This window comes from Bacteroides nordii (genome assembly GCF_019930665.1).
Classification (GTDB): domain Bacteria; phylum Bacteroidota; class Bacteroidia; order Bacteroidales; family Bacteroidaceae; genus Bacteroides; species Bacteroides nordii.
This window is the reverse complement of sequence record NZ_CP082886.1, coordinates 2,784,337-2,809,214: the sequence shown is the minus strand read 5'-3', so window position 1 is coordinate 2,809,214 and position 24,878 is coordinate 2,784,337. Positions and strand designations below refer to the sequence as shown.

Here is a 24,878-nt window from a genome sequence, read left to right as displayed (position 1 = left end):
CTGCATTCTCACTTTTTATAACTTAAAGAAATCATATACGACAATGAAAACAAGTCTATCCATATTTACTATCGCACTCATGCTGGGGATTCTTTTTTCTCCTTTACGGGCACAGTCTAATAAAAAAGTGATCCGCAATGAAGCGGTTACCGACTTCTCTTCCATCCGCCTGCAGGCAGTGGGCGATATCTTTTTTACCCAGTCAGATGATTACTCTCTACGTGTTGAAGGCCCGGAGGAGTATGTGAAGAAAGTTACTGTTACAGTAAAGGATGGTAAGCTCGTCCTCAGTTATAAGCAAAAAAACAATGATTCAAAGAAGCTAAAATATTATATCTCTGCTCCGGACTTGTCTCGCGTTGACGTTGAGGGTGTTGGATCTTTCCGCTGCGAGAAGAAACTAAAACTGAAGAATCTGGAGTTGAATATGACTGGTGTTGGTTCTATAAATATAGCTGATCTGGAATGCAAAACCCTTCGTACCCGTCTTGAAGGAGTAGGAAAGGTGAATGTGCATGTAAACTGTGTTAACCTCATAGCCAATGCTGATGGTGTAGGGCATATGATTTTGTCCGGATATGCCAAAACTACTAAAATTACGAAAGACGGTATTGGTGGGGTAAATACCCGGAATCTGGAAACAGGAGAATAAGAGATAAGGAGATTTACGATTGGACGATTGACGATTTACGATTGAAGAGTTACTAAGTAAATGGTCGACTGTCTGATTAATAAAAGTAATTTCAATCGTAAATCGTCAATCGTCCAATCGTAAATCTTTTAATTTGTCTAATCGTAAATATCTTCAAGATGATTAAACTATATTTCAAACAAGCGTTGGCACAATTGCGCCAGCAACCTATTATAAGTCTGGTCAGTGTACTGGGTACGGCGCTTGCTATTTTCCTCATAATGCTGGTGGTGATGATTCAGCAGGTGAAGGTAGCCCCTTTTTCTCCGGAAAGCAACAGGGATCGTTTCCTGCACTTTGCCTTTATGAGTATCAGTAACAAGGAGTGGGGAGACGGTACCAGCAACGGACCTATGAGCGAACAAACTGCAAAAGCTTGCTTTAAGTCACTTACCACCCCCGAGGCAGTTACTGTTTATTGTTGTGCGGCAATAACTACTCCCGCTTCTGTGCCGGGTAGTCCTGCCGTTAGTATTGACTTACGACAGACTGACAATACTTTCTGGCAGGTGTTCGATTTTGCATTTGTTGCCGGTAAGCCTTATGACCAGGCTACTTTTGATTCCGGCCGGCCTGTGGCTGTGTTGACAGAGAGTGTTTCCCGTGCTCTGTTTGGGACAACTGAGTCCGTTGGATATGAATTTCTTTTAAATCATGCTCCCTATAAAGTAGTGGGGATAGTGAAAGATGTTTCTACTTTGGCAAGTTCTTCATACGGACAAGTGTGGATCCCTTATACTTCGACAGATTTGGCCAAAGATACATGGAGTGATAGTCATATGGGAATGATGAGTGTAACGATTCTGGCACAAAGCCGGGATGACTTTGAGCGCATTCGTGAAGAGGTTAAGAAAATGCAGCAGCAGTATAATCATTTGTTGGCCGAAAGTGGTTATGAGTTAATTTATCGCAATCGTCCGTACGATCAGGAGAAGCAGGCTATAGCTTTTGCTGCCAACTGGGAGCCTGATGTAAAGGCTGCCCGCCGACAGCGAATTATTATTTTCGTTATCCTGCTGTTGGTGCCTGCCATTAATCTAAGTAGTATGACTCAAAGCCGTTTGCGTCAGCGTGTTTCTGAAATAGGTGTACGTCGTGCTTTTGGAAGTACACGTACGGAGATGATGGGGCAGATTGTAATGGAGAACCTGATAGTAACTCTGTTTGCCGGTTTGGTAGGTTTACTTTTCAGTGTATTGTTTGCCTATCTGGGAAACAGTTTACTATTTGCCCAAGCTTATAGTACTACGCTCAATCCACCCGAAGTAAATGCCTCTATCCTGCTACAACCTTCTACATTTATGTATGCTTTGCTTTTCTGTTTTATACTTAACTTCCTGAGTACCGGCCTGCCGGCATGGAAAGCGTCACGTACCAGTATTGTAAATGCTTTGGGAGGTAGAAATCATTAAACCGAATGAACGATGAATAAAAAACTATTTACACAAATAAAAAATGAGTGGCATTCCAATCTTTGGATAGCTACAGAGTTACTATTGGTAAGTGTGGTGATGTGGTATGTTGTGGATTATATCTATGTTCAGTATCGTGTGTACAACGAGCCACATGGGTTCGACATCTCTCATTGTTATCTCGTAAGCATGGGCGGACTTACAGATAAAAGTCCTGACTTTATTCCGAATGATACATTGATTGCCGATGAAATAGAAGAGTTGGTGAATCGTATCGCCCGTCGTCCGGAGGTAGAAGCTGTAAGTTTGTCCCAGAATTCTTATCCTTATAATGGAAGCAATAGCGGCATTTATGTAAGGTATGATACACTTCAATCCTACGGATACGTAGTGCGCCGTCTGGTAACTCCGGATTTCCTACGGGTATTCCGCTATGAGGGGACACGCGGAGAAACACCGGAGCAATTGGCAGAAATGCTGACTAAAGAGAACTTTCTGGCATCTGATAATCTATATGAGAGAAAATATAATATTAAATTAACCTCATTGGTAGGTAAACAGTTTTATTTGTGGGGTGATACTACGAAAACTTACAATCTGGCTGCTTCTTTGAAACCGATACGCTACTCGGATCACGATCAGGCTTTATTCTCCTACTGTATGCTTTATCAGTTATCGAGGAGTTGGTATGATACTCATTTAGAAGTATGTATACGTGTAAAGGAAAATCAGGATATAGACTTTATCAATCGTCTTAAAGCTGACAGTGAGAAGCAGTTGCGTGTGGGAAATGTTTTCATAGCCGATATTCGTTCTTTTGCAGACATTCGCCGCAATTTTGAACAGAGCTCTATGAGTGAGTTGCGTAATTATGTTTCTGGTATGGTTTTTCTGCTACTGAATATCTTTCTGGGATTGTTGGGTACCTTCTGGTTCCGTACGCAACAACGCCGGAGTGAGATTGCTTTGCACAAGGCTCTGGGAGGAACAAACCGTACCATCTTTAATCGTCTGCTGACAGAAGGATTGCTGCTGCTTGTGATAGCTACTGTACCTGCCATTGTTATCGACTGGAATTTGGCGCATGCCGAACTGAACTCATGGATGAATGGTACTACCCTTGAAACCGGACGTTTCATAATTACCACAGTTCTTACATTTGTTCTCATTACCTTAATGATTGTGACCGGTATTGGTATTCCGGCGCGTAAAGCGATGAAGATACAGCCGGCAGAGGCACTGAGGGAAGAATAAAGGGATTTACGATTGGACGATTGACAATTTACGATTAAAGTTACTGAATAAATTGTTTAATCGTCTGATTCCCCTCCCTATAACTGAAAGTAATCCCAATTGTAAAATCGTCAATCGTCTAATCGTCTAATCGTCAATTATTTCATGTTTAAACAACATTTCAAACAAGCCTTTCATTTGCTGCTGGAGAATAAGCTGCTCTCTGCAATCAGTATTGCCGGTACGGCACTTGCTATTTCAGTGGTGATGGTGATTATCATTTTGTTGTATGCTAAGACAACAAATTATGAACCGGAAACAAACCGTGATCGTACGTTGTATGTGAAATGGTCCAGTGTTTATGAAAAAGAGAATAAAGATGCACGTAATTATAGCCGGGTATCTCTCTATGATATACAACAACTATTTTATCCGCTGACAACTGCAGAAGCAGTAACAGCTATTTGTGAATATGGACGTATGTTGGCTGCTGTTCCGGGTGGAGGAGAGGAGATTAATTGTCAGTCACTTTATACCGATGCTGCCTTCTGGCGTGTATTTGAATTTGGTTTTCTTGCCGGAAAACCCTATGATGAGGCTGCTTTTAAGTCCGGATTGAAACAAACCGTCATATGTGAAAGTGTAGCCCGCCGTTTGTTTGGTGGAGTAGAAGAAGCTGTGGGACGTCGTCTGGAACTAAACTTTGTAGAGTTCGCCATTTGCGGGGTGGTACGCGATGTGAGCAAGTTTGCTGAGCAGAGCTACTCTGAAATATGGGTACCTTATACTACTAATAGTGATATTAGCCGTATTGATCTTTCGGGATGGACAAAGGGGCATACAGGCGGTTTTCAGTGTTTTATTCTGGCACATTCCTCTGCCGATTTTCCTGAGATACTCAAAGAAGTAGACGTGAACCTGGCTAAGCTGAATAGTAATGATCGGGAGATGCAACTGGATTTATTGGGACAGCCCGATACTTTTTTCGTTCAGATGCTTCATAAGTATGCAAATGGTGGTGTTCCGGGGCAGGAGGTCATAATCCGCTATATTATTATTGTGATTGTCATTCTGCTTGTTCCCGCCATTAATTTGTCAGGACTGACACAGAGCCGGATGCGTAAACGTCTTTCGGAGATTGGAGTACGAAAAGCTTTCGGGGCTACCCGTTCGGGATTGCTCTGGCAAGTTCTTACCGAGAATTTGCTACTTACGCTGATCGGGGGATTAGTAGGATTGTTGTTCTCTTATTTTGCTCTTTGGCTACTGGCAGACTGGTTGTTGGCATCTGAGTTGTCGGATGGTGGAACGGCAACAATGAATGCTTCTATGATAAGTCCGTGGATATTCTTTGTGGCACTTCTTTTCTGTCTGGTTCTCAACTTACTTTCTGCAGGGATTCCGGCAGAGCGGGTGGCTCGTACAACCATTGTCAATGCATTAAATGAAAGGTAATCAATATGTTCAAGCACATCTTTACAATAATATGGAACAATCGGCGGCATAATGGATGGTTGATAGCCGGGTTGTTTGTTATTTCCACTTGCATGTGGTATGCGGTAGATTACGTTTATGTTATTACCGTTAATCAAACCCGTCCTTTGGGATTCAACTGGCACAATGTATATGCTCTCAATATCGGTGTACTCACTCCCGAAAGTGCAAAATTTCTTTCGGACAGTCGCCATACAAAGAATGCTACAGATGATTTTTATGCATTCATAGACCGTTTGGAACACCATCCGGCGGTGGAATCTGTTTGCTATACAAACATGCATAAACACTATGTCTGGATGAACCAAACAGCTTCACTTGTGCATGATACAATTACCTGTAATAGTTATATGCGTGGCGTTAGTTCGGATTATTTCCGGGTATTCGGAGTGAAAGGAGCTGATGGGAGTTCTCCGGAACAATTGTCTGGTAAAGCAAATTTTACGGATATTATTATAACGGATAATCTGGCCAGGAGACTTTTTCCGGATCGTCCTGCTGTGGGCGAATGGGTAAAGAATAATTTGAACGGAGACAGCGTACGTATAGCGGCTGTATGTGAAAGCCAAAAGTACAATGAATTTACTGCCCATCAGTCGGCTACTTATATTCCGTTGATTTACACGAAAAAAAATCCTTTCTATTACCTGAATGCTCCTTATTTAGGTGTTTACATCCGGGTACGTCCTGATTCCGACGGAGAAGATTTTATTCGTAAGTTCCGTAAAGAGATGCGCGAACAATTGATGATAGGAAATTTCTATCTTGGAGATATGCGCTCGATGAGTGATTATAGAAATATACAGTTGAAAGAGCCTCGCAATGATTTGTATACCTACCTTTCAGTGGCTATATTCTTTTTGATGAATGCTTTTCTTACTGTGCTGGGTACTTTTTGGTTCCGTACCCAACAACGCCGTTCGGAACTGGGGTTACGTGTAGCATTAGGCAGTACCAGGGTAAGTCTGCGTAAACTCCTTTTAGGTGAAGGATTGTTTTTATTGACTTTGGCGTTTATTCCGGCAATAATCGTGGGAGCTAATTTAGGCTTTGCGGAAATTGTTTCCGATTATCCTGTAGAGTTTACGTTACTTCGCTTTCTGGCAGGTATGTTTGTTACTTATATCTTGTTGGCTATTACCGTATTTATAGCTGTCTGGCTCCCTGCCCGGCAGGCAATGGGTATTCAACCGGTGGAAGCTTTGCGTGAAGAGTGAAAATTAAATTATATATCTGCGTTGCTTTCAAGATAATAGCGTATATTTGTGCGCACAATCGTGAAACAACGCAGTATTTAATTCTATGACTCAACGATTTTATAACACACTTTTATTCCTGTTATTTACAGTATTTCTACCGATAACTGCTGCCGGACAGAATTATAATGTCCTTTTTATACAGTCTTATACTAATCAGACTCCCTGGCATAGTGAACTAACCCGTGGACTTCGTGATGGCTTTGGTGAAGAAAAGCTGAAGGTTAATATTATTACCGAGTATCTGGATGCTGATTACTGGGCATATCGTTCTGAAAAACTGATTATGAACCGTATTTGTGAACGAGCAAGAAAACGCGGAGTAGACTTAATTGTAACTTCAAGCGATGAGGCTTTTCATACATTGTTTGCTTGTGGTGATTCTTTGCCACATCAGGTTCCGGTTGTTTTTTATGGTATTAAATATCCGGATGAAGCTCTTATGGCTGCTTTACCTAATATTTGCGGTTTCACTTCGAATCCCGATTTTTTTCTTTTACTGGAACAGGTCAATAAAATATTTCCCGAACGTAAAGAGGTTGTTTGTGTGAATGATAACAGCTTTTTAAGTTTGAAAGGAAAAGAAGATTTTATGGATGAGTGGGGACAATTTGTAAAACGTCATCCTGATTATAAATTGCAGACCTACAATGTACAAACCGGAACTACAAATAGCATTATCTCTTCTGTATGTTATCCACGTAATAGTCACGGACGTATTGTGGTAGTACCTAAGTGGTCTCCTTTTATGGCATTTATCGGTAAGAACTCTAAAGCACCTTTCTTTTCCTGTCAGAGTCTGGCGTTGACTAACGGAGTTTTTTGTGCTTATGATGCTGATCCGTATGCTTCTTCGCGAATGGCAGGAGTGAGGGCAGCTAAAGTGCTGAAAGGTACTTCTCCGGCCGATTTAGGCACTACTGAAAGTCCGATTGATTTCTACTATGATTATAAGCAGCTCGATTTTTTTCATGTGGCAAAAGATCGCGTGAAGCCTGGGATTATACTTAATGAGCCACATTGGGAGAAATATAAGTTCTTTTTCATCTTACTTTATGCTTCCATATTGGGGTTATTGGTATTTATTGTTGTTTGGCTGATACGTGCTAACCGTCGGGAGGCACGCCGGAGAATGCATGCACAGACTCGTCTCTTGGTGCAGAACCGTTTGGTGGCCCAGCGTGATGAGTTTGATAATATTTTCCATTCTATTCGCGAAGGAGTGATAACGTATGATACTGATTTTCGTATTCATTTCACTAATCTTTCTTTGCTACGTATGTTGCATCTTCCGGTGGATGTTACTGTCCGGCCTTATGAAGGACTGCCAGCCGGTTCTATCTTCAAAATATATTCTAAGGGTAAAGATGTATTGCACGATATGCTGAAAGAGGTGATTAAAGAAGGTAAAAGCTGTATAATTCCTTCCAACTCTTTTATGCAGGAAGTGCATAGTGGTAATTATTTTCCGGTTTCCGGAGAAATGGTTCCTATTCATTCACGTGGGGAGATAACCGGAGTTGCCCTTTCTTGTCACAATGTATCTGATGAAGAGATGCGGAAACGTTTTTTTGATTTGGCGATAGAGGATAGTTCTATCTATCCGTGGCAATTCAATATTCGTACCCATATTTTTACTTTTCCATTGGGATTCCTCCGGCAATTTGGCTTTGATGAATTGGAAACGACTATTACGCGTGAGGATATGGAAAAAACGGTGTATCCGGAAGAGCTGGAACACATCAGTTCTTTATTTGATGCCGCCCTCACAGGAGTGCGTCAGAATACCCGGATGAGCTTCCGTCAGCGCAATGCAGATGGACATTATGAGTGGTGGGAATATCGTACTTCCGTACTTAATGGATTGACATCAGATGAGCCTTATAGTATTCTTGGTGTTTGTCAGAGTATTCAGCGTTATAAAAGTACAGAGGAAGAGTTGACCATAGCCCGCGATAAGGCATTGCAGGCTGATAAACTCAAATCGGCCTTCCTTGCCAATATGAGTCACGAAATTCGTACGCCTTTGAATGCTATTGTCGGTTTCTCCGACTTGCTGAGTGATACGAGTGCTTTCACAGAAGAAGAGGTTTCACAGTTTATTACTACAATCAATAAGAACTGTAGTCTGTTGCTGGCATTAATCAATGATATTCTTGACTTGTCCCGTATTGAATCGGGAACGATGGACTTCCAGTTTGCTCGTCATAGTCTTCCTTTACTGTTGAAGAATGTGCATGACTCCCAACAATTGAACATGCCACCGGGAGTGGAACTTAAGCTTGAAATCCCGGCAGGTAGTAAAAAATATATGGTGACAGATAATGTACGCTTGCAACAAGTAGTGAATAATCTTATAAACAATGCTGCTAAGTTCACAACAAGCGGATCGATTACTGTGGGATATACTGAAGATGAAGCCGGCTATACTTCTTTATTTGTGGAAGACACCGGTAAGGGAATTTCTCAGGACGGGTTGGATCATATTTTCGAACGTTTCTATAAAGTGGATAATTTCACGCAGGGAGCCGGATTAGGACTTAGTATTTGTCAGACAATCGTGATGCGGCTTAATGGAACGATCCGTGTTACATCTGAGGTAGGAAAGGGAACACGTTTTACTGTGCGTATCCCGGACGTATGTGAATAATAAGGTGTTAAAAGGCGTTCATTTGTGTACAAAGTGTTCGTTTTCGGACACTTGTCGAATGAATTAATTATCGGAGAATTAGTAACTTATCTTTTTGGCACGTCGTTTGACTTCTTAAATCGTAGAAAATAATACTTTTATGAGAAAGAAGAATATACTGCTTGTTTTAGCGATTTTTGCCTTTTCGCAAATACTTACGGCACAGAATGAACGGGAAATAACTCTTAATGAGGCTATTGCTTTGGCACGTACTCAATCCGTAGATGCGGCGGTGGCCTTGAATGAACTGAAAACAGCTTATTGGGAATATCGCACTTTTCGTGCCGATCTCCTGCCGGAAGTGAATCTGACAGGAACATTGCCCAACTATAAAAAATCCTACAGCTCTTATCAAAATTCGGATGGTACTTACGGGTTTGTCCGTAACAATTATCTGGAACTATCCGGTGACTTGTCCATTGACCAGAATATATGGCTGACAGGAGGTAAACTCTCTCTTTCAACTTCATTGGATTATATCAGGCAGTTCGGGGGAAATGGGAAAGAACAATTCATGTCCGTACCGATCAACCTGGAGTTGACCCAACCTATTTTTGGCGTGAATAAGCTGAAGTGGAACCGTCGTATAGAACCTGTACGCTATGAAGAGGCAAAAGCTGCTTTTATCTCTGCCACAGAAGACGTGACACGCAAAACCATTACTTACTTTTTTCAGTTGCTGTTGGCAAAGGAAACGTTGGCTACTGCCCGGCAGAATGAACTGAATGCCGAACATCTGTATAAAGTAGCCGGAGCCAAACGTGAGATGGGGCAGATATCAGAAAATGAGCTGTTACAACTGAAACTTTCTGCCCTGAATGCCAAGGCTGCTACTACAGAAGCGGTGAGTAATCTGAATGCCAATATGTTCCAGCTTCGTGCTTTTTTAGGATTGGATGAAAACGTAAAACTGGAACCGGTGGTTCCCGAATCGGCACCGGACATACGAATGGAGTATAACGAAGTGCTTAGCAAAGCTTTGGAGCGTAACTCTTTTGCACAAAACATCCGTCGCCGGCAGCTTGAATCGGACTATGCAGTAGCTACCGCACGCGGCGATTTGCGTAGTGTAGACCTTTTTGCCAGCGTGGGTTATACGGGGCTCGACAAAGAGTTTACCTCTGCCTACAATCATCTGCTCGACAATCAGATCGTACAGGTGGGGGTGAAGATACCTATTTTGGATTGGGGAAAACGTCGTGGCAAGGTACGTGTGGCGAAGAGTAATCGTGAAGTAGTACTTTCTAAAATTCGTCAGGAACAGATGAACTTCAATCAGGATATCTTTTTGCTTGTGGAGCACTTCAATAATCAGGCACAACAGCTAAGTATAGCCAAAGAGGCGGATATTATTGCTCAGCAGCGTTATAAAACCAGTATTGAGACTTTCCTGATAGGCAAAATCAATACGCTCGACTTGAATGATGCACAGAATTCAAAAGACCAGGCACGGCAGAAACATATATCAGAACTGTATAATTATTGGTCTTATTTCTATCAGATTCGTAGCCTTACCCTTTGGGATTTCGAGAGAGATACGGAACTGGAAGTAGACTTTGAGGAAGTGATTAGTGATTAATCATGCGAATCAATAGTCGAAACTCTATTCTAAACTTAATCAGTTTCTATCTGAATAACGTCTGTCGTTACCATCTATCTCTTTCTCCGGTATTGATAATGCTCTCTCTCGTAGAGTAACGTATGCAACCTCGGTGTGTAACGTTGTTTTAGATGTACATGTAAAGCAGTACGACATGTACATGTGGGACAGTACGACATGTGCATCTCATACAGCTTTACATGTACATGTAAAACAAGACTCTGCACCGGGAAAAGGAGCGTTCCTTTCTGAGATAGGCAAAGCACAATACCGGGCAAGAGTAGTAATATCGCCAGGGGTACTTCCGGTACTCAAAGATACGTCCGGCAAACTTCATTATTTTCAGGTTTGAACTAAATATCCAACCACTGATTCGTACTAATCATTATTTATTCTTATTTTTGCGATCATAAAAACACACGCTTATGATATTGATCATTGACGACGACAGTGCTGTCCGTTCTTCTCTCAGTTTTATGTTAAAACGTGCCGGTTATCAGGTGCAAACAGTTCCCGGACCTCGTGAGGCTATGGAGGTGGTACGCTCTGAAGCTCCCGCTCTTATCCTGATGGATATGAACTTTACACTTTCCACAACAGGGGAAGAGGGTTTGACTTTGCTCAGACAAGTGAAAATATTCCGTCCTGATGTTCCGGTTATTCTGATGACCGCATGGGGAAGTATTCAATTGGCAGTACAGGGAATGCAGGCAGGAGCCTTTGATTTTATAACAAAGCCCTGGAATAATGCTGCCTTGTTGCAACGCATTGAAACAGCTTTGGAACTGACTGCTGCGCCTGCAGAAGTACCACAAGAGCAGAGTGATGCTTTGAAACGCGACCATATTATTGGTAAGAGTCAGGAGTTGACAGATGTTTTGAATACCATTGCCCGCATTGCCCGTACCAATGCTTCTGTTCTGATTACCGGAGAAAGTGGAACGGGTAAAGAATTAATAGCCGAAGCTATTCATATAAATAGCCAGCGTGCCAAACAGCCATTTATCAAGGTAAATTTGGGTGGAATCTCTCAAAGCTTGTTTGAAAGTGAGATGTTTGGCCATAAGAAAGGGGCATTTACTGATGCCAGTGCTGATCGTATCGGACGTTTTGAAATGGCGAATAAAGGTACTATATTCTTGGATGAAATAGGAGATTTAGATCCTTCCTGCCAGGTGAAATTGCTTCGTGTCCTGCAAGATCAGACGTTTGAAGTTTTGGGTGACAGCCGTCCCCGTAAGACTGATATCCGGGTGGTATCTGCCACCAATGCCGATTTGCGTAAGATGGTAAGTGAACATACTTTCCGGGAAGATCTATTCTATCGCATCAATCTTATAACAGTTAAGCTTCCGGCTTTGCGCGAAAGGAGGGGAGATATTCCGTTACTTGCCCGTTATTTTGCCGATCGCCAGGCCGAAGCTAATAATTTGCCCCGTACTGAATTTTCTGCTGATGCACTTCAGTTTCTCAGCCGTTTGCCCTTTCCGGGGAATATCCGTGAACTGAAAAATCTGGTGGAACGGACCATACTGGTCAGTGGAAAAGCCATTCTTGATGCTTCGGATTTTGATGCACAATATCTTCGTCAGGATGATCCGAAGGCTACTGGCGCTTCGCTTTCCGGAATGACACTGGATGAAATAGAACGTCAGACAATTTTGCATACTTTGGAACGTTGTAAAGGGAACCTCAGTCAGGTAGCTACCGCTTTAGGCATTAGCCGGGCTGCCCTCTACCGGAGGTTGGAAAAATATGGAATCAATTATTAGTGATGAGTGGTTAGTGATAAGTGATTAGTGCCATGCGGATTATAGCGCAGCCCACTAACTACTCATTACTTATCACTACTCACTCATCACTAATCGTTAATCACTCATCACTACTCACTAATCACTATTTATCGTGCGTCTAAAAGGATATTTTTTTATACTGGCTTTGTTTCTGGCTGCTCTTGGTGGAGTGATACTCTACTTTGGCGGATGGGTGTATAAGCCTTTGCTATATATTTCGGAAGTCCTGATCGTTTTTCTGCTGGTATATTTGATCTTGTTTTATCGAAAGATTATAAAACCGTTGGACACGATTGGTAGTGGTATGGAGCTATTACGCGAACAGGATTTCAGTAGTCGTTTGACTCTTGTTGGGCAGTATGAGGCCGATCGCGTGGTCAATGTTTTCAATAGAATGATGGAGCAGTTGAAGAATGAACGTCTCCGGCTTCGGGAACAGAATCATTTCCTCGATCTGATGATTAATGCTTCTCCGATGGGAGTGATTATTACTACCCTTGATGATGAGATATCGCAATTAAATCCGATGGCTATTAAAATGTTAGGTGTCCGTCCTGAAGAGGCTCAGGGGAAAAAACTGATTGCTATTGATTCTCCGTTGGCTGCGGAATTGGGGCGTGTTGCTAAGGGAGAGACGGTAACTGTCCGTTTGAATGACTCGAATATTTATAAATGTACGCACTCTTCATTCATCGACCGGGGATTCCAGCATCCTTTTTTTCTGATAGAAAGCTTGACGGATGAAGTGATGAAGGCCGAGAAAAAGGCGTATGAGAAAGTGATTCGTATGATTGCGCATGAAGTGAATAATACAACAGCAGGTATTACTTCTACGTTGGATACCGTAGAACAGGCACTTTCCGAGTCGGAAGGGATGGAAGATATCTGTGAGGTGATGCGTGTATGTACAGATCGTTGTTTCTCTATGAGCCGTTTTATTACCCGTTTTGCAGATGTGGTAAAAATACCTGAACCTCACTTGGTTCCGGTTAATCTCAATGATCTTGTATTCTCTTGTAAACGTTTTATGGAAGGTATGTGTGCCGACCGTAATATTACCATTACACTGGATATTGATGAGGAATTGGGAGAAGTGAAACTTGACGTTGCTTTATTCGAACAGGTATTAGTGAATATCATAAAGAATGCAGCTGAGAGTATTGAGCAGAATGGAGAAATCAAGATACGTACTTATTCTCCGGGCGGGATTGAGGTGGCAGATAATGGTAAAGGTATAACAAAAGAGACTGAAGCTAAACTCTTCAGTCCCTTCTTTTCTACCAAGCCGAACGGGCAGGGAATCGGCCTGATATTTATCCGTGAAGTTCTGATGCGTCACGGATGTTCGTTCTCACTCCGTACGTATACAGACGGGTGGACGAGATTTAGAATGTTATTTAATTGACAGTTGACAATTGACAATTGACAGTTAGCTGCGCTGTAATACTGTATAGTAACTGTCCATTGTCAACTGTCAATTGTCAACTGTCAATTGTCCACTGTCAACTGTCCACTGTCAATTGTCAATTGTCAATTGTCCACTGCTTATAGTATTCATCCAGTATTCTCTTAATACCTTTTCCGATTGTTACATAATCGGCTTCGTTAAGATTGGCAAGAGAAACGCGGACACTCCATTTCGGACCGGCAAATCCGCCGCCATTCAGTAAAACGAGTGAGGTTTCGTTAGCCAGGCGGAATACTATATCCAATGGATTATAGGTCTTTTTCAGATAGGCTACAAACTCGTCTCCGTAAAATTTATGTGCCCATACGAGCATATCGATTTCCGAATAATATCCTGCACGTAAGGGATCTTCTACCAATGAGAAACCGGTATTGTCCCACAATGCATTCAGGCGGCGGCGAATAATATTCTGCATCTTTGTTTTATAATAATCACCTTTATCGAGCAGGGAAAAGGCAGAGAATAAACTCATCTGCATTTGTTGTGGCAATGAGAGTCCGGCAGTATGGTTTAAGGCTACTTGACGGCTGTCTGCTACCATACGGTCAATAAACTTCATCTTCTCCGGATGAAGATCAAGGCTGGAATAACGTTTATTTAATATCGCTTTCTGCTCTTCCGGGAGGCGGGCTATCATTTTATCGTAGATATTATCCTCATGCAAGGCTATGACAGCGAGTCTCCATCCGGTTGCTCCAAAGTATTTTGAGAAGGAGTATACGCATAGGGTATTGTGTGGCAGCTCCGCCATGAGTGAACGGAAATGAGGGATGAACGTTCCGTATACATCATCGGTGATGATCATTAGATTCGGATTATCATTCTTTACTATGTTAACAATGCGTGCGGCAGTCTCCGGACTCAATGAGTAGCTGGGGGGATTGCTCGGATTGGTAATAAAGAGTGCTTTAATTTTCGGATCTTTCAGTTTATCAATATCTTCATCTTTATATTGCCAGGTATGCAATCCGTCTTCCGTCATTTTATCGGCTGATATTTCGGTGACGTTGAACTGGTATCGGCGTAATTCCGGGATCTCTAAATACGGTGTGAATACCGGAACCAGTAGGGCAATGTTGTCTCCCTGATTCAGTAAAAAGTTCTCTTGCAGAGAGTCAAAAAGGTAACACATACCTGCTGTTCCACCTTCGGTAGCAAATAGATCAAAAGTTCCTTTCGGAGGGCGACGGTCACATAATTCCTGTGCCAGGTAATCTTGTACAAGGAGTTCGGTGAAATGTAAGATACGGTCGGGGACAGGATACTGATCACCAATGACGGCTTCTGCCCATTCGTGAACAAGTGTATCCGGGTCTGCGGCATGCTCCATGAGCAGGTAGTTGTAACTGTCTTTTAATAATCTGGAACCCGGTTCTTTGATATTGTCTTTCAGAAAGGCTTCAAAACGTGCGGCAATTCCTTCTTTTTGGGGGATGCCGGCTATTCCTTCCGGAAGAGAGGAAACACGGGTACATTCACTGAGCCCGAATTTTCCTAATAGGAAGAATGCTTCACGAGGTTCTGTAGCAATCCAGTTTGGGTTGCCACGTCCGGCGTTTAGCATTGTGTGGGCCATTCTCTTTACGCTCTCGTCCGCCATGTCGATCAGGCGATTTTTTAATTCAAAGGGACTGATGCCCTCCATCTTTTTTGCAAAACTTTTGGTTATGGCTATGCCATTTGATTTCTTTTCCATAATTAAATAATTTAGATAATATGCCAATGTGTCAATGTGCCTGCCATGCGGATGATAGCGCAACCAATTGGCACATTATTCATTGACATATTATTACATCATTAATACAATAAATACTCCCCAAATAATAAGTAGTGTATTACCTACTGCATAGGTTACAGTATATCCCAGTGCAGGGGTTTCACTTTCCACTGCATCTTGTACAGCTCCCAGTGCTGCAGTGGTAGTTCTTGCTCCGGCGGTACATCCTAATGTTAATGCGGGATGGAATTTAAACAGATATCTTCCCATCAATAATCCGCTGATAAGCGGAATAGCCGTAGCCAATGCACCGACGATAAACAGGCTGGCACCTACTTCTTTGAATCCGGTGACAAAACTTGGTCCGGCAGCAATACCTACAACGGCAATAAACATATTCAGACCTACATTATTCAATACCCATAGAGAGGGCTCGGGTATACCTCCGAAAGTAGGGTGCTTGCTGCGAAGCCATCCAAAAAGTAAACCTGCAATAAGTGCACCTCCACTGGTGGACAGGCTTATTGGAATACCTCCCAAATGGATGGTTAATGCACCTACTAAACCTCCGACGAGGATGCCCAGACCAACGAATATCATATCTGTTTGATTGGTTGGACGATCTACGTATCCCATTTGTTTAGCGGCAAGTTCTACTTCACGTTTCATACCGGTGAGTTCAAGCATATCACCTGCATCTACTACGGTCTGTGCCAGTACGGGGACGTTGATACCCGCACGTTTGATGCTGCGAATACTTACCCCGTGCATACACTTTTGTGCCCGGATGGTATTTATTGTTTCTCCGGCGAATGTTTTTCGTGTGATCATTACCGGTAGTGTCTCGGCAGGAAAGTCGAGTAATTGTGCATCTATTACTTCGGGACCTATCCAGTCTTCTTCGCCTATAACGAATTCGCGGCGACCACTGAGTACAACTTCGTCATTTTCTTTCAGAATGAGATTGGGAGTAACTTCTTTTATGATTCCTCCTTGGCGAACGCGCTCTACAAAGAGACGTTTTCCTTGTTCGTACAGGTAACTTTCAAGATCGGTGATACGTTTTCCTTTTCCGAACCATTCATTGGTTATCTGATAGGCACGGAATACAACAGGACGCAGAGCAGGAGCAAAGCCCGGTTCGTCTGCTTCCGAACTTCCCATTTTAGATTCCAGTTCTTTACAGTCTGCTTTTACCTTTTCCAATCCGCCAAGAAATTTCGGTCCCAGTGAAGCTAGAATCCAGGCAGAACCGGCTGTACCGAAGATGTAAGTTACCGCATAGGCTACAGGAATGGCATTAATGAAAGTTGCTTTTTGTGCATCGCTGATGCTCAGTCCGTTGATGGTGTCTTCTGCTACACCGATAACGGCAGAGATGGTTTGTGAACCGGCGAGTAGTCCGGCAGCTTCGCCTACATGATAACCCATTATTTTGGCAAGTGCCCAGGCAGATACAAGGCTGACGATACACATTAATACGGCAAATCCCACTTGCGGCAGACCGTCTTTCTTCAATCCGCGAAAGAATTGTGGTCCTACTTTATAGCCTACGGCAAAAAGAAAAAGCAGGAAGAATACAGCTTTCATCGGACCGTCTACCGTGATATTCAATTGCCCAACCAGTACACCCACTAACAGTACACTCGTTACTGTTCCGAGGGAGAATTTGCCTATTTTTAGCCGGCCTATCCAGAATCCCGCGAAAAGCGTCAGAAAGATAGCTAATTCGGGATGCTCTCTTAGTTGATTTATAATCCATTCCATAATTAAGTTGTTTAGGTTTATATCTCTATTTTGTTCGTTTATTGTTTAATACAACAGCATTCAATGGAAAGTGTTTTGTTAAAACCCTGTTTTAGCATGTTAAACTTTCTGTCATCTTTTTCAATTTTGCAAGAGTATGCGTTGTTGTACCATACAAAATAATCTCTCTCTTTCTTGCTGTGAGTGTAATTATTTAAGAATGATAAATGCTGTTTGGAAATGAGAAAACGATAGATATGTGTGATGAAAAAAGAAGACAAATGTGTATTTTGTAAATTGTTGATCTTCAAATTGTTATATATTGGTTTTTTTCTCGTAGAGGATCGGGTCGAAACTCTACGGAGATCGGGTCGATTCTCTACGAGAAAAAGGGTGTTTCTCTACGAGCAACGAAAAGAAGATTTATAAGATTTGACAAAGTGTACTAAGAGGGCATAAACCATCTCTCCTGATTTGTAAGAAAAAAAGCTTGTGTGGTTTTGCGTTGATCTTATTCCGAAGTTTTGTGGTATATTATCTTCCCATGATTTATTCTGAATCTATTCGGCATAGATGAATATGATTCGCGTATTGCCCTCTATATGAGCTTGTAAATAGGATAATACATCAAATGGAACAATTAATCCGACTATTAGAACTTCTTTGAGTATAGAGTAGAGCCTAACTTTGTAGGCAATTTTAATTTATCTAAAACAACAGAAATGGAACAAGAAATTAAACCGGCATCAGGCCGTCTCGGCGTGTTGGTGGTAGGCGTTGGTGGCGCAGTTGCTACCACTATGATTACAGGAACACTGGCTTCTCGCAAGGGATTGGCAAAACCAATAGGTTCTATCGCAGAAATGGCAACAATGCGCATGGAAAACAACGAGGAAAAACTTATTAAAGACATAGTGCCTTTAGCTAATTTGAACGACATTGTATTTGGTGGCTGGGACATTTTCCCCGACAACGCTTATGAAGCTGCTATGTATGCCGAAGTTTTGAAGGAAAAGGACTTGAATGGAGTGAAAGATGAATTGGAGGCTATCAAGCCGATGCCTGCTGCTTTTGATCATAATTGGGCAAAACGCTTGAACGGTACTCATATTAAACAGGCTGCTACCCGTTGGGAAATGGTAGAACAGTTGCGCAAGGATATCCGTGACTTCAAAGCTGCTAACAATTGCGAACGTATTGCTGTGTTATGGGCTGCAAGTACAGAGATTTATATTCCTCTGTCAGACGAGCACATGTCACTTGCCGCTTTGGAAAAAGCAATGAAAGAAAACAACACGAATGTTATTTCTCCAAGTATGTGTTACGCTTATGCTGCTATTGCAGAAGGTGCTCCGTTCATCATGGGGGCTCCTAACTTATGCGTAGACACTCCTGCTATGTGGGAATTCTCTAAAAAGATGAATGTGCCTATCGCCGGTAAGGACTTCAAGAGTGGACAGACTTTGATGAAAACTGTTTTGGCTCCGATGTTCAAAACCCGTATGTTGGGTGTAAGCGGATGGTTCTCTACTAACATTCTGGGTAACCGTGATGGAGAAGTGCTCGATGATCCCGATAACTTTAAAACAAAAGAAGTAAGTAAGCTGTCTGTAATCGACAATATCTTCGAACCGGAAAAATATCCTGACCTGTACGGCGATGTATATCATAAAGTTCGTATTAATTACTACCCGCCCCGTAAAGACAATAAGGAAGCGTGGGATAACATTGATATCTTCGGATGGATGGGTTACCCGATGGAAATTAAAGTAAACTTCCTGTGTCGCGACTCTATTCTTGCTGCTCCTATTGCACTTGACCTTGTATTGTTCAGTGACTTGGCTATGCGTGCCGGAATGTCTGGCATTCAGACCTGGTTGTCATTCTTCTGCAAGAGCCCGATGCATGATCTGGAAAGTCAGCCTGTACACGATCTGTTTACTCAATGGAGAATGGTTAAGCAGACATTGCGTGATATGGTTGGTCAGAAATCACCAAGTTATCTGGATTGATAAAAACATATTAGTTACTAAAGAGAAAGAGATGATCTGACTCTGTGAGTACATCCATAAAACTTTCCTCTTATAAAAAAGGGGAAAGTTTTATTATTTTTATAACTTTGCATATATTTTATCTGAGTGATGAAAAAAGCTTCCCTTTTTCATATAATGATTGCTACTGGTTTTGGAGCGGGATTTTCTCCTTTTGCCCCAGGTACGGCAGGAGCTTTACTGGCTACTGTGGTGTGGTGTATTCTACTGTATTTCTTTCCTTTCAATTTTGTGTGGCTATTGACCCTTGCCCTGATTATCCTTTTTACTATCGGTGGTATCTGGTCGTCTAATAAACTGGAACCATTCTGGGGGGAAGATCCTTCGCGGGTGGTTGTGGATGAAATGGTAGGCGTATGGATTGCACTGCTGGCAGCACCCGAAGGTAATTTCTGGTATCCGGTAGCGGCTTTTGCATTGTTTCGTCTTTTTGATATTTTCAAGCCATTAGGCATTCGTAAGATGGAGAGTCTGAAAGGAGGAGTGGGAGTCATGATGGATGATATCCTGGCAGGTATTTATAGTTTTATTCTGTTAGCAGGTGTCAGATGGCTGATTGGATGAAACAACTGATTACAGCATTTTCGGAGAAAGGGGGGATTTTCATGTTTCTGAGAGCCCAGCTTTCGGCACAACTGGCCACGGTTACGGATTTTGTGATAACGATTGCGTTGGCACAATTTTTCGGAATGTATTATGTATATGCCACTTGCATTGGCTCGGTTTGCGGAGGCATGTTCAATTGCTTCGTTAACTATGAATGGACTTTCAAATGTCACGAATGCAAGAAATCACATGTGATTATAAAGTATACATTGGTGTGGGCAGGTAGTGTTTTTTTGAATACATACGGGACGTATTATCTTACGGAATGGATAGCAGGTATTTCATGGGTCAGAGATACATTAAGTCTTTACTCCAAAGACCTTTTTATTGTTCCGAAAATAGTGGTTTCCATATTGGTCGCACTGTTCTGGAATTACTACCTGCAACGTGTGTTTGTATATCGGAACGTGAATATGAAGAATCTTTTTAAGAGAGAAAACAAACTATAAAATAATAACAAAAGAATAGAAATGAATTACAGAGACTGGTTACAACAGGTAATTTATAAAATAATCAATCCCGTTGTCAGAGGGATGATTAAAATAGGTATCACGCCCAACTTTATTACTACCACCGGACTGGTTTTGAATATTGTAGCAGCAGGCGTATTGATTTATGGCGGTATCAACGGAGAGCGGGGAGACCTTTCTTATGTAGGCTGGGGAGGCGGTATTATATTGTTTGCCGGGCTATTCGACATGATGGATGGGCGTGTGGCCCGTCTGGGAAATATGAGTTCCACTTTCGGTGCACTCTATGACTCGGTGCTCGACCGTTACAGTGAGCTGATCACTCTGTTTGGTATCTTTTATTATCTGATACTGAAAGGGTATATGTGGGGATCAATCATTGCTTTCATTGCCTTAATTGGTTCATTGATGGTGAGTTATGTGCGTGCCCGTGCCGAAGGTCTGGGTATTGATTGCAAAGTTGGCCTTATGCAGCGTCCGGAACGTGTTGTACTGATCAGTCTGGGAGCTATTTTCTGTGGCGTTTTCGATGATGTCACTTCATTTGATCCGATTCTGATATTAATGATTCCCGTAGCATTGGTAGCTGTGTTTGCCAATATTACGGCATTTGCCCGTTTGAACCATTGCCGTAAGGTGATGAAAAATATGTAAACTCTGATTATGAGATATACTTTTAATATGCCTTCGCGGAAAGAAACGCTGACTGTTGTAGGTATAACCGCTCTTTTCTTATTACTTACGGCTGTATGCCTCGGACTGCGTCCGGAGCATTTGCTGATGGCGTTTATCTTTCTGGCTCTGTTCTTTGCCGGTATACCCACCCGTAAGTTGGCAGTAGCCCTGTTACCTTTCTTTATTTTTGGTATTTCGTATGACTGGATGCGTGTATTTCCCAATTACGAAGTAAATCCTATTGATGTGGCAGGAATCTATAATCTGGAGAAATCCTGGTTTGGTATCAATGATAATGGGAATCTTCTCATTCCCTGCGAATACTTCACATTGCACAACTGGAAATTTGCAGATTTCATGGCAGGTATCTTTTACCTGTGTTGGGTGCCTGTACCTATTGCATTTGGCATTTATCTCTATCTGAAAAAGGAGAGAAGTTTGTATCTACGTTTCGCTATGGTGTTTTTATTTGTCAATCTGATAGGTTTTGCCGGTTATTATATTCATCCGGCCGCTCCCCCCTGGTATGCTATTAACTATGGGATGGAAGCGATTCTGAATACTCCGGGCAATGTGGCGGGGCTGGGCCGTTTTGATGAACTGACCGGTTTGTCTGTTTTCCAGTCTATCTACGGGCGCAATGCCAATGTATTTGCTGCCGTACCTTCTTTGCATGCTGCCTATATGGTAATTCCGCTCTATTATGCTATCGTGCGGAAATCCAGTAAAATGCTGATTGCTCTTTTTGCCATTATTCTGGTAGGTATCTGGTGTACGGCTGTCTATTCGTCGCATCATTATATTATTGATGTATTATTGGGAATCTTTTGCGCTTTGCTTGGTATCTTTGTTTTTGAAAAAGGACTCATGAAGATAGGAGGGTTTAAACGCTTCTTTGAACGATACTATAACTATATCAAATAAAGAAGATGTAATCTGTAGTGGATAAGTTACCGGCACATAGTCACTGAAACTCAAATGAAAAATAAATATCGTAATATATTTCTTGGTTTCGGCATTATTGCTGTTGTCATTATGCTTTTCACTTTCGATATGTCTTATGAAGAACTGTGGAGCAGCTTAAAACGTGCCGGTTATTATCTGCCGCTCGTTTTGCTGCTCTGGTTGTTTATATACCTTATCAATACCCTGTCATGGTACATCATCATACGTAGTGGTGGTGAGCGGGGAGGGCTTACTTTCACCCGTTTGTATAAGTTTACGGTTTCCGGTTTTGCTCTTAATTATGTTACTCCTGTGGGATTGATGGGTGGTGAGCCTTATCGTATTATGGAACTGACTCCTTATATTGGTGTAGAGCGTGCTACCTCTTCCGTGATTCTGTATGTAATGATGCATATCTTTTCTCATTTCTGCTTCTGGCTCAGTGCTGTCCTTATTTATGCTTTATTTTATCCGGTGGGTTGGGGAATGGGAATTGTGCTTACTCTGATCACTTTATTTTGTGTGTTGCTTGTTTCTCTTTTTGTGAAGGGGTACCGGCACGGGATGGCAGTGGCATGTGTTCGTATCGGTAGTCATATCCCTTTTTTGAAAGATAAAGCCATTCGCTTTGCCGAAGTACATCAGGATAAGTTGGAAAATATTGATGGTCAGATAGCTCTGTTACATCAACAACGGAAAAGCACTTTTTATAGTGCATTATTCTTGGAATATACAGCCCGTATCGTTGGTTGTCTTGAAGTATGGCTTATTTTGAATGTACTCACCACAAATGTTAGTTTTATGAGCTGTATTCTTATTATGGCTTTCTCTTCTTTACTTGCTAATTTACTGTTTTTCCTACCTATGCAGCTTGGAGGGCGTGAAGGAGGGTTTGCACTGGCGGTTGGCGGACTTTCTCTTTCGGGAGGATATGGCGTTTATACGGCTTTAATAACCCGTGTGCGGGAACTTGTGTGGATTATAATCGGCCTTGTGCTGATGAAAATAGGAAATTCTAAAAAATAAAATGCAATGAATAATTTCATCTTTTACAGTCCTACCGAATTTGTATTCGGCAGAGACACAGAGGCACAAACCGGTGCTTTAGTGAAAAAGCAGGGTGCTAAGAAAGTAATGATTGTTTATGGTGGTGGTTCAGTGATACGTAGTGGATTGTTATCGCGCGTAGAGTCTTCACTCAAAGAGGTTGGGATTGAATATTGTATGCTGGGTGGTGTACAACCTAATCCTGTCGATATCAAAGTATACGAAGGCATTGAGCTTTGCCGGCGCGAGAGGGCAGACTTGTTACTCGCAGTAGGTGGTGGTTCGGTGATAGACACTGCCAAAGCCATTGCAGCAGGTGTGCCTTATAAAGGTGATTTTTGGGATTTCTATATTGGTAAAGCTAAGGTGACAGAGGCGTTGAGAGTGGCGGTTGTTCTAACCATTCCTGCTGCAGGAAGTGAAGGTTCCGGCAATACGGTAATTACAAAAATAGATGGTTTGCAGAAACTCAGTCTCCGCGTACCGGAATTATTACGTCCTGTCTTTGCCGTGATGAATCCTGAACTTACTTATACACTTCCTCCTTTCCAGACAGCTTGTGGTATTGCTGATATGATGGCCCATATTATGGAGCGCTATTTCACCAATACAAAGGAGGTGGAAATTGGTGATCGTCTTTGTGAGGGGACGCTTCTTGCTATTATAAAGGAAGCGGCTATCGTCATGAAAGAACCGGAGAATTACGGTGCCCGTGCCAATTTGATGTGGTGTGGGAATATAGCACACAATGGCACGTGTGGGGTAGGGTGTGAAGAAGACTGGGCATCTCATTTTCTTGAACATGAAATCAGTGCCATTTATAATGTGACACATGGTGCGGGACTTTCTGTTGTTTTTCCTGCCTGGATGACCTGGATGACTGAGCACAATGTAGATAAGATAGCACAGTATGCCGTTCGCGTATGGAATGTTTCCGAAGCGGATGATAAGAAAGCGGTTGCTTTGGAAGGTATTGCCCGGTTGAAATATTTTTTCAAATCCATCGGATTGCCTGTTACTTTTAGTGAGTTGGGTATTGAGAATCCCGATATCGACCGTTTGGCAGATAGTCTGCATCGGAATAAAGGAGAACTGGTAGGCAATTATGTGAAGCTGACGAAAGAAGATAGTAAAGAGATTTACCGGTTAGCTTTGTAAATAAAATGCCAATATACTTAGTATCCCGTTACATATATTCTAACCCATCATTAGATATATTGTAACGAGATACAAAGTATATAGTAATAAGAGAGCTATCGTTATTAAAAAACGATTTTTTAACAATAGAAAGTCTCAGTTTTAAAAGTACGTACTTTATAACTATAAAAGTACGTACTTAACAGACTGTTAATTAGTATTTTAACAGATACTTAAATACGTACTTTTATAATCCTTGTTACGTAAGAGTGGGAGGAGTTACAAAAGATATATGATATAAATATACCGGACTTATGAATGTTGAAGAGTTTAGAGAATATTGCCTTTCATTGAAAGGTGTTTATGAAAAAATGCCGTTTTCCAATGTCGTAGATAAATATAGCCGGGATGTTCTTTGCTTTTATGTGGGAGATAAATGGTTTTGTTTTGTAAATATCGAGGTATTCGATTTTTGTTGTATCAAGTGTGATCCCAATGAATCGGTAGAATTGCAAGCCCAATATTCAGGGATAACTCCCGGTTGGCATATGAATAAGAAATATTGGATTAGCGTTTATTTCAATCAGGATGTACCGGATAATAAAATAAAAGAACTCGTAAAACGGTCGTATGATATTGTATTTCTTTCTCTCTCTAAAAAAGAGAAAGAGAGGTTGTAGAAGGTGCTCGTTTTACATATAAAATGCCAATATATGTACAGCCCGTTACATCTATTCTAATCGGATATATTGTAACGGAGCTGTAAGTGATGGAATTTTTATTCTCGCCAGTGTTCCGGTTTGAATAATGCATCTGCACATTTAATTCTGCCTTTTGCCAACTCTTTA

At 41.8% G+C, this 24,878-nt stretch carries 19 protein-coding genes; 17 read left to right on the top strand and 2 right to left on the bottom strand.

The features are described 5' to 3' along the window. Positions 1–43 precede the first annotated feature (43 nt). The 9 genes from K8P02_RS11300 to K8P02_RS11260 all read left to right on the top strand — a co-directional run bounded on the left by K8P02_RS11300 (position 44) and on the right by K8P02_RS11260 (position 13,573). The gene (locus K8P02_RS11300; protein WP_025867204.1) at positions 44–652 is read left to right on the top strand and encodes a GIN domain-containing protein; all 609 of its coding nucleotides are present in this window, start codon (positions 44–46) and stop codon (positions 650–652) included. Between the two features lie 158 nt (positions 653–810). After that, complete coding sequence (locus tag K8P02_RS11295; RefSeq protein ID WP_002561387.1) at positions 811–2,103, top strand: ABC transporter permease; 1,293 nt, start codon at positions 811–813, stop codon at positions 2,101–2,103. 12 nt (positions 2,104–2,115) lie between these two features. Further along, entirely contained in the window at positions 2,116–3,357 is a 1,242-nt protein-coding gene (locus K8P02_RS11290; protein ID WP_025867205.1) for an ABC transporter permease, read from the top strand. Positions 3,358–3,501: 144 nt separating this feature from the next. Continuing rightward, complete coding sequence (locus tag K8P02_RS11285) at positions 3,502–4,791, top strand: ABC transporter permease (RefSeq protein WP_223382360.1); 1,290 nt, start codon at positions 3,502–3,504, stop codon at positions 4,789–4,791. A 5-nt stretch (positions 4,792–4,796) separates the two neighbouring features. Further along, on the top strand, positions 4,797–6,047 hold the full coding sequence (locus K8P02_RS11280; protein ID WP_025867206.1) for an ABC transporter permease: 1,251 nt from the start codon (positions 4,797–4,799) through the stop codon (positions 6,045–6,047). Between the two features lie 85 nt (positions 6,048–6,132). Further along, on the top strand, positions 6,133–8,736 hold the full coding sequence (locus K8P02_RS11275; protein ID WP_025867207.1) for a sensor histidine kinase: 2,604 nt from the start codon (positions 6,133–6,135) through the stop codon (positions 8,734–8,736). 139 nt (positions 8,737–8,875) lie between these two features. Beyond that, positions 8,876–10,354, top strand: coding sequence for a TolC family protein (locus tag K8P02_RS11270; RefSeq protein WP_025867208.1), 1,479 nt, complete (start codon positions 8,876–8,878; stop codon positions 10,352–10,354). A 446-nt stretch (positions 10,355–10,800) separates the two neighbouring features. Then, the gene (locus K8P02_RS11265; protein ID WP_025867210.1) at positions 10,801–12,147 is read left to right on the top strand and encodes a sigma-54-dependent transcriptional regulator; all 1,347 of its coding nucleotides are present in this window, start codon (positions 10,801–10,803) and stop codon (positions 12,145–12,147) included. 133 nt (positions 12,148–12,280) lie between these two features. After that, a complete protein-coding gene (locus K8P02_RS11260) occupies positions 12,281–13,573 on the top strand; it encodes a sensor histidine kinase (protein ID WP_025867211.1) in 1,293 nt (430 codons plus the stop codon). A 118-nt stretch (positions 13,574–13,691) separates the two neighbouring features. Here the strand turns inward: K8P02_RS11260 and aspD are convergent, their stop codons facing one another. Together aspD and aspT are read right to left on the bottom strand one after the other, a co-directional pair. Then, positions 13,692–15,332, bottom strand: a complete 1,641-nt coding sequence (gene aspD, locus K8P02_RS11255) for an aspartate 4-decarboxylase (protein WP_025867212.1) — start codon at positions 15,330–15,332, stop codon at positions 13,692–13,694. 93 nt (positions 15,333–15,425) lie between these two features. Next, positions 15,426–17,120 (bottom strand): aspartate-alanine antiporter, encoded by a 1,695-nt coding sequence (aspT, locus tag K8P02_RS11250; RefSeq protein ID WP_195448803.1) that lies wholly within the window; start codon positions 17,118–17,120, stop codon positions 15,426–15,428. Between the two features lie 701 nt (positions 17,121–17,821). Between aspT and K8P02_RS11245 the strand changes: the two genes are divergently transcribed. From K8P02_RS11245 to K8P02_RS11210, 8 genes are all read left to right on the top strand, one after another. Then, on the top strand, positions 17,822–19,111 hold the full coding sequence (locus K8P02_RS11245; protein ID WP_007486587.1) for an inositol-3-phosphate synthase: 1,290 nt from the start codon (positions 17,822–17,824) through the stop codon (positions 19,109–19,111). 129 nt (positions 19,112–19,240) lie between these two features. Continuing rightward, positions 19,241–19,714 carry a phosphatidylglycerophosphatase A family protein gene (locus tag K8P02_RS11240; RefSeq protein WP_002561399.1) on the top strand — a complete coding sequence of 158 codons (474 nt, stop codon included), beginning with the start codon at positions 19,241–19,243 and terminating at the stop codon, positions 19,712–19,714. Then, positions 19,699–20,205, top strand: a complete 507-nt coding sequence (locus K8P02_RS11235) for a GtrA family protein (RefSeq protein ID WP_025867213.1) — start codon at positions 19,699–19,701, stop codon at positions 20,203–20,205. Before K8P02_RS11240 ends, K8P02_RS11235 begins: the two co-directional genes overlap by 16 nt. Positions 20,206–20,226: 21 nt before the next feature. Further along, on the top strand, positions 20,227–20,880 hold the full coding sequence (locus K8P02_RS11230; protein WP_002561401.1) for a CDP-alcohol phosphatidyltransferase family protein: 654 nt from the start codon (positions 20,227–20,229) through the stop codon (positions 20,878–20,880). A 9-nt stretch (positions 20,881–20,889) separates the two neighbouring features. Next, the gene (locus K8P02_RS11225; RefSeq protein ID WP_025867214.1) at positions 20,890–21,825 is read left to right on the top strand and encodes a phosphatase PAP2 family protein; all 936 of its coding nucleotides are present in this window, start codon (positions 20,890–20,892) and stop codon (positions 21,823–21,825) included. Positions 21,826–21,879: 54 nt separating this feature from the next. After that, positions 21,880–22,872 (top strand): lysylphosphatidylglycerol synthase transmembrane domain-containing protein, encoded by a 993-nt coding sequence (locus K8P02_RS11220; RefSeq protein ID WP_223382358.1) that lies wholly within the window; start codon positions 21,880–21,882, stop codon positions 22,870–22,872. A 6-nt stretch (positions 22,873–22,878) separates the two neighbouring features. Beyond that, positions 22,879–24,051 carry an iron-containing alcohol dehydrogenase gene (locus K8P02_RS11215; RefSeq protein WP_025867215.1) on the top strand — a complete coding sequence of 391 codons (1,173 nt, stop codon included), beginning with the start codon at positions 22,879–22,881 and terminating at the stop codon, positions 24,049–24,051. 293 nt (positions 24,052–24,344) lie between these two features. After that, positions 24,345–24,710, top strand: a complete 366-nt coding sequence (locus K8P02_RS11210; RefSeq protein ID WP_025867216.1) for an MmcQ/YjbR family DNA-binding protein — start codon at positions 24,345–24,347, stop codon at positions 24,708–24,710. Positions 24,711–24,878: the final 168 nt, after the last annotated feature.